10 protein-coding genes are annotated in these 12,202 nt (G+C 46.0%); 7 read left to right on the top strand and 3 right to left on the bottom strand.

Annotated elements, in window-relative coordinates:
- Positions 1 to 114 precede the first annotated feature (114 nt).
- Entirely contained in the window at positions 115 to 624 is a 510-nt protein-coding gene (locus ACFO5U_RS08040; protein WP_377278246.1) for a GyrI-like domain-containing protein, read from the top strand.
- A 58-nt stretch (positions 625 to 682) separates the two neighbouring features.
- Here ACFO5U_RS08040 and ACFO5U_RS08035 read toward each other — a convergent pair whose 3' ends face one another.
- On the bottom strand, positions 683 to 1,153 hold the full coding sequence (locus ACFO5U_RS08035; protein ID WP_377278245.1) for a competence protein ComK: 471 nt from the start codon (positions 1,151 to 1,153) through the stop codon (positions 683 to 685).
- A gap of 239 nt (positions 1,154 to 1,392) precedes the next feature.
- Between ACFO5U_RS08035 and ACFO5U_RS08030 the strand changes: the two genes are divergently transcribed.
- Together ACFO5U_RS08030 and ACFO5U_RS08025 are read left to right on the top strand one after the other, a co-directional pair.
- Positions 1,393 to 1,881, top strand: coding sequence for a sigma-70 family RNA polymerase sigma factor (locus tag ACFO5U_RS08030; protein ID WP_377278243.1), 489 nt, complete (start codon positions 1,393 to 1,395; stop codon positions 1,879 to 1,881).
- Positions 1,882 to 1,950: 69 nt separating this feature from the next.
- Positions 1,951 to 3,216, top strand: coding sequence for an ATP-binding protein (locus ACFO5U_RS08025; RefSeq protein ID WP_377278241.1), 1,266 nt, complete (start codon positions 1,951 to 1,953; stop codon positions 3,214 to 3,216).
- A gap of 46 nt (positions 3,217 to 3,262) precedes the next feature.
- Here the strand turns inward: ACFO5U_RS08025 and uvsE are convergent, their stop codons facing one another.
- Positions 3,263 to 4,135 (bottom strand): UV DNA damage repair endonuclease UvsE, encoded by an 873-nt coding sequence (gene uvsE / locus ACFO5U_RS08020; protein ID WP_377278239.1) that lies wholly within the window; start codon positions 4,133 to 4,135, stop codon positions 3,263 to 3,265.
- Between the two features lie 97 nt (positions 4,136 to 4,232).
- Here uvsE and ACFO5U_RS08015 point away from each other — a divergent pair, with 97 nt between their 5' ends.
- Positions 4,233 to 4,718, top strand: coding sequence for an SRPBCC family protein (locus ACFO5U_RS08015; protein ID WP_377278237.1), 486 nt, complete (start codon positions 4,233 to 4,235; stop codon positions 4,716 to 4,718).
- Positions 4,719 to 6,001: 1,283 nt separating this feature from the next.
- Here ACFO5U_RS08015 and ACFO5U_RS08010 read toward each other — a convergent pair.
- Positions 6,002 to 6,760 (bottom strand): NRDE family protein, encoded by a 759-nt coding sequence (locus ACFO5U_RS08010; RefSeq protein WP_377278235.1) that lies wholly within the window; start codon positions 6,758 to 6,760, stop codon positions 6,002 to 6,004.
- A gap of 217 nt (positions 6,761 to 6,977) precedes the next feature.
- On the opposite strand from ACFO5U_RS08010, the gene ACFO5U_RS08005 reads away from it, so the two are divergent.
- The 3 genes from ACFO5U_RS08005 (at position 6,978) to ACFO5U_RS07995 (ending at position 12,195) form a co-directional block, all read left to right on the top strand.
- Positions 6,978 to 7,181, top strand: a complete 204-nt coding sequence (locus ACFO5U_RS08005; RefSeq protein WP_377278233.1) for a hypothetical protein — start codon at positions 6,978 to 6,980, stop codon at positions 7,179 to 7,181.
- A complete protein-coding gene (locus ACFO5U_RS08000; RefSeq protein WP_377278231.1) occupies positions 7,178 to 8,647 on the top strand; it encodes a diguanylate cyclase domain-containing protein in 1,470 nt (489 codons plus the stop codon). The genes ACFO5U_RS08005 and ACFO5U_RS08000 overlap by 4 nt, the downstream gene beginning before the upstream one ends.
- Positions 8,648 to 9,048: 401 nt before the next feature.
- Positions 9,049 to 12,195 (top strand): ATP-binding protein, encoded by a 3,147-nt coding sequence (locus tag ACFO5U_RS07995; RefSeq protein WP_377278229.1) that lies wholly within the window; start codon positions 9,049 to 9,051, stop codon positions 12,193 to 12,195.
- The last annotated feature ends 7 nt before the right edge of the window (positions 12,196 to 12,202 follow it).

Genomic DNA, 12,202 nt, shown 5'->3' with positions numbered 1-12,202 from the left:
GTATTTAGCATGTTTTCCGTACCTGTTTTTTTGCAGCGCGCTTTCAAGATGACTGAAACATCCGAGAGGGGGTATGGAAAAGCAAGTAATCTGAACGGGAGGGGATAAGTGGATATGTATTATTTAAATGAGCCAATTATCGAACAGCGCAGCGACCAGCCTTACGTCGGGATAGCTGCACGGGTATCCACCGGAACAGAAGAAGCTTCGGAGCTTGCCGCTGAGATTTTAGAGTGGCTGCGCAATCATAAGGAATCAGCTGCGGGGCGTCCGTTTATTCGTTTTTGGTGTGCAGAAGAAGATGGGCAGCGTTTAATTGAAGTAGGGATTCCGACTGAACGTCTGCTTAGAGAAGATCATCGCGTGGTGACAGGTTATCTACCTGGAGGCGCGTTTGTCCATGCTGTTCACCATGGGCCGCCGAGTGAACTATGGGAATCGTCCGAATGGCTCATCGACTGGATCGAGAAGGAAGGGCTTGCTGCCGCATTGCGCTATGAAGGCGAGACAAAAATTTGGGATGGGCATTTCGCTTTTTTCGTTACGGATCCAATCGAAAAAAAGATGCGTGATGCATGGACGCTAGAGCTGTATATTTTGTTGCTCGGCGATCATGCCGCATAAAAAGACACCTCGCCCTTTGACGGATAAAGTCCGGCAAACGGAGAGGTGTCTTTACTTTTCAGCCTTTATTGCGTTCGCGGATTGCAGAATAGAAATACATCATTTCATATAAGCGTGTCCTCTGTTTCGATAAGGTGTGCATCGACACATTCACTTCGGTAAAGACGCCGTAATGGTCGTAAATGATGCGTGTCCGGTTAGGGGAAAGTGCTTCTAGCCTGTACTGATGATTGAAAATCCATACACAATCAAGTTGTGCAGGGGATTTGGTCGGGTATGCTGCCAACCCATCTTCTGATATGAGAAGAGTGGTTTTTTGGTGTTGCTTGAGGTTGTGGCGGGTAGCCTTAACGCGTCCTTCGTAGGTAGAAGCGTAGCGCATGCATGCTTTGTCGATTAAGACGAGCGGGGAATCGCGCGAATAGCGGACACCGTCTTTCGTTGTGATTCTTGAACGCCGTTCCGTTTCGTAGAAAGATTCCAGAAACAGGACATTGCGGTCAATCGGGGATTCTTCATAATTCTTCAACTAATACCTCTCCTTTCTCAATTACTTAAAAATCGTACCATCTGCATAATGTAGAATCAATATAAATATTTAGATAATTGTATTTATTTTGAATTTAACTAGGTCAAACGTAGTTTTTAAGGATATGCATAAATCTCTTTTAAGGGCATATATGTTCCGTTTTCTGGTTCGCTTTGGTCGTTCATTGCTTTTATGCTGTCCTTACCCGGGAATACAAGGACGTCCAGAAGGAATAGAACATGGAAAGTTTCAATGAGGTGGCGGAGCAATATGCTCCTATGGTGTCATCGATTATTCGTAAATTGCATATTTACACCGATTATGAATCTTTTCGGCAATTGGGCATGATTGCATTATGGCAGGCTTGGGAACGGCATCAACCAGGCATCGGACATTTTGCGCCATTTGCCTACCGGAGTATTCAAGGCGCCATGAAAGATGAGTTGGGCAGAAGGCAAAAAGGTGGAAGATACGTGAGGGATGCGGAACAAATTCTAGCAGAAGTTGAAGCCGGTGAATGGAAGTCCGAAGAATTACCGGAATGGCTAGAGGAAGTTTCCCTAACCGCCAAAGAACGCCAGCTTTTACAAGAACTTTATGTAGACGGCTATAGTCTTACCGAATTGCAGAAAAGATATGGACTGTCGTTGTCGGGAATGAAAAAACGCCGTGAACGCACACTTGCCAAAATCCGCTCAGCTGTTACTAAGCCGTATATGGAAGGCTAAAAATAACTGGAAGAAACGGGTAAGTTATCGGTATAATGAGAGTCTGAAACAGGAAGGGAAGGTGCCCGTATGGAAGCGATGATGACCGGCATGATCAATAATATCTTTTTTATCATCTTCCCGATCATTCTTTATCAAATGTTCGCAACAGCCGGGCAGCGCAACTTTTTTGTCAGCCACCGGATTACGATGACGATCTTGTTTTCAATTTCAATTATTTTATGTATGCTATTTCCTTACCAGTTTTTAACGGAAGACTATATATTCGATTTAAGGCAAGTGCCGATGATTGTGGGGGCTTTGTATGGCGGGCCGATAGTCAGCGCTGTGCTATTTATCGTGTCGGCTGTCGGGCGAATAGCTATCGGTGGGGACGGCATGTATATCGCCATACTCAATCAATTTCTCTTAGCGGCAGGGGTTCCGTTTCTGGCCCCGCTTTACCGTAAAGTCAACCGATGGTGGAAAGCGGGGCTCGTCTTCATAATTTCCATTGTGTCGCTGCTCTTTAACTTGTTTGCCGGTTATTTCTTTTTCGGCGACCCGGTTCATGACTTGATCGGTATTTGGCTCATGCTGATGCTCAACCAAGGCGGGATTATCATTCTGACTGCCTTGCTGATTGAGCATTTGCAGAAGCAGGAGTATTTATACACATCGCTCATGCGTCACGAAAAAATGGAGACGGTCAGCCATTTTGCGGCGGCCGTGTCACATGAATTGCGAAACCCGCTGCAAAGCATTAAAGGGTTTGTGCAATTGATGCAGGAATACGAATACCCACGTAGCAAACAATTGGAGTTCCAGCAGACGATACTAAATGAAATAAACGCCGCCGAAAACTTGATTGATGATTACCTTGTGTATGCGAAACCTGCATATGACGAACTTAAGCCGATAGAAGTAGAGCCCGAACTGCTGCATGTCATCAAGATCATGTCTCCTTATGCGAAAGCGCGAGATGTAGAATTTTTTGTCCGTACTGATCATTTGCCAAGCAAGATTCTAGGAGATTCCCAAAAGCTGCACCAAGCGTTAGTCAATATCATACGCAACGGTATTGAAGCGATGCCTACTGGCGGAAAATTGGATATTGAACTGGAAAATTCCTCGCAATCAGTTTGTGTCCTCATAACGGATGAAGGGACCGGCATGACGAAAGAAGAGGTGAAACGCCTGGGTGAACCATATTTCTCCAATAAATCCAAAGGAACTGGCCTTGGGCTGATGGTTACTTATAGCATCATTCATCAAATGGGTGGAGACATATCGGTAGATTCAGAAGTTGGGATGGGGACGAAGTTTACATTGGAATTTCCGAAGCTGCCCGAATAAAAAAGCGCTTGGTAAGCCGGAAGATCCGGTCTTCACCAGGCGTCTTTTATTGATTTTGCAGCTTTTTCAAAAACGGCAGCACAGCTTGCTCCTTCATTTTCGCCTCGAACATGATGTCGACTTCATAGCCTTTCACCAGTTTCAGTAATTCCATAAAATCTTCTTCAGCAATCAAGTTATGATGGCGTAAATCAGTAAAGCCCTCTTTGCCGCTGCTAATATGGATTTTCGGCCGGCCGACTCCTTCCCATGTCGCCAAAATCTCTGCGAAATCAACAGGATTTCCGTCGTTATTGCAATTGTGGTGGTGGATATCAAAGCAAATCGGTACATTGCACATCGCATATACATCCAAAACGTCGCGCACTGTGAAGGTTTTATCATCGTTTTCCAGTCGCAGCCGCTGGCGTATGCTGTCCGACAACATCAAATAATTCTCGGCAAAGCGTCTTTTGGCGGATTCCTTATCGCCATATGCACCGCCAGTATGAAGGATGATATCGGTGCCTCCTAACAGTTGGATCAGTTTATCGTGGTATTCCAAGTCTTCGATGGATTTGCGGACGACTTCCGATTTTGGTGAATTGAGCACCGTATATTGGCCGGGGTGCACCGAAATCCGAATGCCATGGTCCACTGCCAAGCCGCGGATCTCTTCTGCTATTGCAAGAAAGTCTGCATCTTCCCACCAGCGCCAATCGTTGATCGGATGTGTAGATAACGGCACGATGGAACTTGAAGCACGGTAAAAATAAATACCGTGTTCCAAATTCCAACGGATGACCTGTAAAGTAGTTTCCATATTTTGGAGTGTTAATTCTTTTATCTTCCCAACGCCTTCTTTTTCGGCGGTTGCCAGACGTAAAGTCCGGAAAACAGTTTTCAATTCTGTATTCATGCAAGCGTAACCCAATCTCATTCATTTTCAACTCCTCCTTGGCAATATACCCGATTTACGTAGATAACACACGGGAATTGGGTATAATATATGTAATACGAGTGGAGGAGGAATTTCAATGACAGCAGAAATCACCAAAAATCCCACCGGTTACAACGCAACATTCGAAAGGCATTTTAACCATCCGCCTGAGCAGGTGTGGGCAATGCTGACAAATAATCACAAGATCAATCGATGGTTCTCGGGGCTTCAAATGGCACAAGAAGGCGAATCCGGCCATTTGACACTAGCTATGGGGCACGGGAAAAAGAAAGAGTTTCCTATTACACAATATGAACAAGGCAAAATTCTCGCCTTCGAGTGGGGCGACGACCATGTTCATTTTGAGTTGACGCCTGCAGAGAACGGCACCAATGTGCGCATGATCGAAACTTTGCCGGATATAACGGGTCAAACGCCTAAAGACGTTGCTGGGTGGCATGTCGCACTCGATATAATGGAAGCGATTCTTGACGGGCACGGCATCGAGCGCACGGCTGAATGGGATCGTTGGTATCCTGAATACAAGCGCCTTTTCGAAAGCATGGGCGTCGATTTTGCATAAGTACGAAAAGCCGAGTGCATGTTGCTTGGCTTTTTTTGTTGAAAAACAAGGAGAAAGTGTTCGTCTGCTGGTTGGGAAATCACTTTTCTAGAATCAGATCGGGGAAAAGTGAGCTGGAAATGATGTGCGGAGATGTGTAGTTGTTTGTTCGAGCCATCACGTAAGTATCCGCCGCTTTGCTTTGGGATGGCCACACGCAATAAGCCAGCAAGAACAACTGTCTTATTGCTTCGGCCCACCCGTTTGCGCTAGGGGGCTTTTCATTTTCTTTGGGACTAGCCAGTTAAAGTGGAGCTTTCTTTGGGTGGGTATTCGTTGGTTGGGAAATCGCTTTCTTAGAATGTGATCTGGATGGGGGAGCTAGAATTAGATTGCGGAGATGTCTGCTTGGTTGTTAGAGGCATCAGTTAGAAATCCGCCGCCTGGCTTTGGGATGGCCTTTCGCAATGAGCCAAGAAAAGCGCTTGTCTCATTGCTTCGGCTCACCCTTGGCGCTAGGCGGCTTTTCATTTTCTTTGGGACTGGCCGGTTAAAGTGGAGATTTCTTTGATTGGGCATTCGTTGCTTGGGGAATCGCTTCCTTGGATCGGGTCGGGATGCAATGAGATGGAAGTAGTGTGTGGAAATGTTTTCGCCTCTGTTTGAGCATCACAAAATGTAATCGCCGCCTGGCTTTGGGATGGCCTTTCGCAATGAGCCAAGAAAAGCGCTTGTCTCATTGCTTCGGCTCACCCTTGGTGCTAGGCGGCTTGGATATTTCATTGACTTTAGTTTGTTAAGGATGAGCTTTCTTTGAAGTTTTGTCCGCTGTTTGGGGAATCACTTCCTTAGTCGGGCGTCCAGAAAAGTAAATGGGCATTGCTCAAAAGTGGATGTTAAAACTTATTGCACCTCTCTAACTATCAGGAAAATCGTGCAGTACCAAACGTCACCACAGAGGGATCTCTTTCTCCACACACTAATTTGGAAGAATGAAGAAACTTTCAACTTTTTAAATTTAGAGACGGAGCGGAAATGGCTGACTCCTGGGGGACTGCGCGGGCTGGCGAGACAAATGTGCCGCGTCCTTGGCGGCACATTGGCTCAACACCCGCCCCCCGGAAAGCAGCCATTGAAGCGTAGTCTCATAGTACAAGCTAGTTATACATGAAAAGCCTAACACATCTTTCCTGATTCAGCTTTCCATTTCCGCACATTGACAGGACGTCCTATCGCATCAGTTGCATGACCCGCATCCAGCGGGCCCCTGAAGTGTCATCGTTATGTTTGAAAATGAGCTTTGTTCAAGAAATCTGAAATTCATACTTCCGGTCTTCGCGAAACTCTCCGTTTTCGTAGCTTCGTTCTGCAAATGTGACAAGACCTTCGTGGTCAATCAACAGAACTGTTGCCGAGCGTGTGCCGTAATCGGGCATCTTGATGAACATCGGAGAAAGTGCACGCTCTAATTCCAATCCAACGCCCGTTTCGGGTAGCCGGTCGTCGCTCGCCTGCTCGGCATCTGCCAGAATTTCGAATAATCGATCGAGTTGTATATCTTCGTTTAATGAGACATATGCCTCGAGCTTTTCTTTTCCGCGTTCTACTTTCGGCCAAGGGGTATTCAAGAAATGATTGCTTAAGCCGTGTGTTCCTGGAAGTACTTTGACCGGCTCCCTATGGATATTGTTGTAATAGTAAAGGCCATCCGCATCGCCGGCGATTAAATTGAATCCGGCATACTGGCGGTCATCAATCGCTTGCAAATAGGTTTCTGGTGAGATATGGCCTTTAAGAAATTGTGTCACCAGCTCGCCGCGTGATTTTGCGCCGGCAGCCATATGTTCAGGATCGCGGTAATTCGTCAATGCCGCAAAGCGTCCGGATTTGTTGACGCCTAGCCACGTGCCCATCTGGCTCAAATCGCGTCCTGCTAATATGCCGGGAGCGTCTTTCCAAAAATGGGCTGCTTGTGCAGGGCGTCCGTAAAACTCATCGCGGTTAGCTGCGACAATTAATTTATAGCGTGGGTGCTGCTGGAATTGCAAATTGATCAAGCACATACGAAGCCCTCCTTTTTATAATAATTATAACGGAAGCAGTGAGAATTGGCTTTTGATGTGCTTATTCAGTATAGTTCTGTTGAACCAATATTTCTTCGGACGGAATGAGTACAAGGAATCTGCGGGTAGGTAAAAAGTTTCTGTTTCGCGGATAATCTGATAAGATGTAGAAAAGTGAATTTTGGTAAAGTTATTAGGGAAACAGGGGGACTTTTTTATGGGAAACAAGTCTGGCAGGTTGTCACTAGAGCGTGTTTTGCTTGAAGGTATAGAGGAAATGGTGTTTATCGTCAAAGTCGAAGAGGCGGGCTGGGTGTATGAATGTATTAATGATGCTGTAAAACCCATACTCGACTCGACGACACTGCCATCGGTAAAACATTTTTTGAAGTGCATGACAAACCAGTGGCGGATGCGTTGATTCGGTATTATGAAATGGCGCGGTCAAGCGGGACGAGTATATTCTATGAAGATTCCTATCGTGCACCGAACGGGGAGCGTCGTTATTCCAAGTCGCGTTTAACGCCGATGTATGATGACACTGGGAAGTGCAGTCATGTGGTCAGTGTGGTCAATGACGTGACTCAAGAAAAGCTTGCGAAGCATGCGCGCGAGGAAGCATTAAAGCGACTCGAAGAAAGTAATGCTAAGTATCGATCTTTGTTTGAAAGCAATGGAGATGCGGTATTGACGCTGACCTTGCAAGGCAAATTGAATGGGGGCAACCAAAGAGCAAGGCTGCTTGTGAAATGGCCATTGAGTGAACTTGCCGGAGCTGATTTCTCTGTACTGATTGAGGCAGAGGATGTCGGCCGTGCGCAGCTAATGTTTGAAGAAGCGATAGATGGCATTTATAATGACCATCGCCTTCACTTAACGAGTAAAGAAGGAGATACGATCGCCTGTGTAATGAAGCTTATTCCCATCATCGTTCAACACGAAGTGACGGGCTTTTATTTGATGGCGAAAGACATGACAGAACTAGATCTGTTGGTAAGTAAGTATTTGGAGAGCGAGAGAAACTTCCGTGTCATGGCAGAGAATGTCTATGATGTCATTGTTTTAATGAATCGGCAAAAGCAATACTTATATGTCTCGCCATCGAGCACTGAAATTTTCGGCATTCCACCTGAAGAAGTCGAAAGCCAACAGCCGTTTTTTAATGTCCATCCGGAAGATTTGCCACACGTCGATGAGCAATTCCAGCTGGCGGTGCAAGAGGCACGACCTTATTCACTGCAATTGCGGATCGATCATCAACACCGCGGATGGATCTGGACAGAAATGAACGGTACTCCAGTCTATGACCAAGAGGGTGCATTTTCCCACATGGTCATGATAGTCCGCGATATTTCAGTCCAGAAAAAACACGAACAGCAGTTGGAGTATTACGCATTCCATGATGTTTTGACGGGATTGCCGAACCGGCGATATTTCCAGGAATATAGTTCAGCGAAGCTTGCGGAACGTGCACAGGAAGAATCCTCCATTGCGTTAGCCGTCCTTGATCTAGATGATTTCAAGAAAATAAATGACAAATATGGCCATGAAGCGGGAGATAAGGTATTGAAGCTGTTCGCACAACGTTTGTCTTCATTGGAGCGTGCTGAATTTATGCCAGCGCGAATGGGCGGCGATGAATTTGTCGTGCTATTGGAAAGCGCAAAAACCCCTTATGAAGCTAAGCGGGCTGTGGAGCAAATCCACAGGGCGCTTGCCGGAGATTGGGAAATTGGCGAAGAGTGGGTGGCGGTCGATTTCAGTATCGGCTTTGCAGTTGCGTCCGCGAGCGGCGAAACGGTCTCTTCGATATTCAAACAAGCGGACAAAGCGATGTATAAACAAAAAGGATTGGAACAAAGCGATATAGAAATACTTCAGCCATAAGCGAAAAGCTTATGGTTTTTTTGTGGCTTTTGGACTAAGTGGTAAAAATGAATTGAAAAACAATAGGGCGAACTATATATTTGAATATTCGGAAATTAAAATGGTTTTCTTTTCCTGTGATAAATGATATGATTTCATTAAATAAATAAACCTATTTAATATCCATAATATGTATTTAAAAATACAAAAACACTCCTTTAGAATTAGGTACATGGGTAAAAAGAATTCTGGATGGTAAAATGTTGAAATTAAAATTAACTGATAATTCGAATAAAAAGAGGTGCAGTATGATGAGGTATTCTTTTAGAAAGATAACTACCGCGTTACTCTTCTCTCTTATGTGCTGCATTGCGGTCTTCGCCCCATCTGTAGCTGGGGCAACGAATAGCGGGGGGCAACTCGTGTTAGAAAAAGGCATAGAGCAACTGCCGGTGGGCAGCGAGCTTTCTGTATTCGAAGATCCGACGGGTAAGTTGGAAGTGGAAGAGGTACTGAAGCCTCCCAACTTGTGGAATTTCTTGCCTGCCAGCGAATATCCGATGAATATCGGTTTAAGTAATTCGGTGTATTGGCTGAAGCTTGAAGTATTGAATCTCGCTGACACTGAACATGAATGGCTTCTCGAGTTAACATCGTCTAGCGTAGACAAAGTAAGTTTATTCACATCGAACGATGATGGCGGATTTACCGTTGAGCAAGCAGGAGAAGGGGGGCAATCTGATATTACCCATCGTTCGGCAGTGTTTTCGATTGTTCCTGTCTTAAATGAACCCATCATTTATTTGATGCGCGTAGAATCGGATTCGCCCATTCAATTGCCCGTTACCATCTGGGAAAAAGAGGAGTTTGAAATTCAGGCGAGACAGCAAATTGCCATTGTCGGAGGGCTCGGCGGGTTAAGTTTATTGTTTGTGGGACATTTTATTTACCGCTTCATCGTTTTGCGGCAACGCGCATACTTGTATTTTGTCTTCTATGCAATCACTTCATTTTTCCTGTTTTCCTCGCCCGCAGGTGTCAGTTTAGATGTCATATGGCCAGAGTTGAATTTGTGGAATAGCCATACTGTTTTATTGGTCACCGGATTATCCACGATATCTGTCCTATTATTGACTGAAGGTTTTTTAAATACGAAACGCTATTTGCCGGAAAGCGATCGACTGATCAAATCCTTGCTGGTGTTCAATGCAGTTGTGCTGACGATGTTATTCATTTCGATTGAATGGGCGCGGCTGCTGTTATGGCTCGCCTTGGCTGCGACGCTTGCCGTTAGCTTGTTGATTAGTTTCCAAAGCAAGAAGAGAGGCTTATTGCATGCCAGAAATCACATCGTGTCGCTCGTGTTTTTTTCTCTGGCGACAGTGTTGAACGTCTTATATAAACTAGCGGTTTTGCCAGTGTCGTTAATTGTGCAAAATAGTATGTTGCTGATGGGCATACTTGCCGTGTTATTTGCAGCTTGTGCTTTAAGGGATAAGGAGAAAATACGCAAGCAGGAACAACGGCAGCGAGAACGCAACGCGGCGGAGCGGCAGCGTCTGGAAATCGATCGGCTGCGCCAGGCAAATGAGCGGAAGGACGAATTGCTTGCCATTACTTCGCATAGTTTGCGGACGCCATTATACGGCATGGTCGGCATCGCAGAGTCTTTGCAGGAATCGGCCCATAGCAAGATGCCGCATTCGGCAATCCAGCAGCTGGAAACGATCGCCGATAGCGGAAAGAAACTGGCGCGCATGATTAACGAGACGCTGGATTTCTCGGGTTCGAAGCAGCATCTCGTACCATTGCATTTCGAAAAAGTGAAGCTGCCTGCAATCGTCGATTCGGTCATTCGCCTATGCACACCGCTTCTTAAAAATAGTGAGGTCGTATTGAAGCATACGATTCCTAAAGATTTTCCGGAAGCGATCGCCGATCCGGAACGAGTGCGGCAAGTACTTTATAATCTAGTCGGCAATGCGGTTGAACATACTGAAAGCGGCGAAATTATCATTTCGGCGAAAACGATTAGAAAGCAAGTGGCGATAACCGTGAAAGACACCGGAAACGGAATGGAAGAAGAACAAGTAGAGGCATTGTTTGAACCAGCCAGCCAGACGGCTATCCCCCATTTAGGACTTGGCATGGGCTTGAAAATCACCAAGCGGCTTGTGGAGATGCAGGGTGGTTGGTTGAAAGCGGAATCTGTCATCGGCAAAGGATCCTCATTTACGTTCACTCTGCCGCTGACCGAAGAAGAACGTGAGCCGGAAGAAGACACGCATGATATCAAGGAACTGACGGCTTCGCAGCTCGCAGACTCACTCATAAAAAGCAAGGATGGTAAAAAAGGATTGCGGATTCTCGTCGTAGAAGCCGAAGAAGTGAACCGCCTTATGCTTGTGCATCAACTTAAAAGTGAAGGCTATAAAACACAAGGGGTCAGCAGCGGTGAAGAAGCGCTTGTCCATTTAGAGAATCGCCTGGCTGATTTAGTCGTTCTCGACGATGAATTAGTGGATATGGGCGGAGATGAGCTATGCAAGCGGATTCGTCTCAATGCGACATTGACGGAATTGCCGATTCTCATGCTGTCCGATAAAGATGGTGTCAAAGAAAAGACGAATGCGTTCAGTGCGGGCGCCAACGACTATTTAGTCAAACCATGTGATTTGGAAGAGTTCATGATGCGTGTGGAAACGCTTGCGACACTCCGCAGCATGACACAGGAAATCACCAATTTAAATTTCTTTCTTGAGCGAAATGTCAAGGAACGGACGATGGCCTTGGAAATCACCAATATGAATTTATTGACAGTCAACGATGAAATTCAGGAAGTGGAGAAATCGCGCAACGAAATGCTATCTGCCATCTCGCATGAGTTGGGCACGCCGATTACGTTGATCCACAGCTATATCCAAGCGGTAAAAGAAAGTTTGATAGAAGAAAACAATCCACGTTATTTGGATATGATCCATAAAAAACTGCTGCTGCTCGAGCGGTTGACAGAAGACTTGGTGGAGTTGACGAAATACAAATCGGGTAATATGACCTTGCGCTTTGGCGACATTCCCGTCGCTTCGTGGTTGGAGCGGGTAGCCGGCTCGATGGAATCCGACCTTGCGCAAAGCGGACGAAGCTTCCGGTTTGTCGGACCGGATAAAAAAGAATTGCTCACCGACTGGCGGTTGCTGCTCGATGTGGACCGCGTCGATCAAGTGTTTTCCAATCTATTATGGAACGCTGTCAAGCATACGTCAGCTGAAGAAGGGCGCATCATTCTAACTGCCAGCATACAAGCGGCCGGGACTGCGCTGGATTCGCTGGATGCCGACGCTGAGCTATTGATTCGCGTCGAAGATAACGGGTGCGGTATCAAGGCCGAAGCTTTGCCGCATATTTTCGATCGATTCTTCAAAATTGATGAATCGATTCAATATAAGGGAAGCGGTCTCGGGCTGGCGATAGCGAAAGAAATCATACAATCGCATAAAGGCGAGATTTGGGCAGAAAGTGAAGAAGGCGTGGGCAGTACGTTCATCATTGCCTTGCCGTTGAGATATTAAGGAATGG

It is taken from the genome of Planococcus dechangensis (assembly GCF_042654465.1).
GTDB classification, from domain to species: Bacteria; Bacillota; Bacilli; order Bacillales_A; family Planococcaceae; genus Planococcus; species Planococcus dechangensis.
This window is presented reverse-complemented; position numbering and strand designations above follow the sequence as displayed.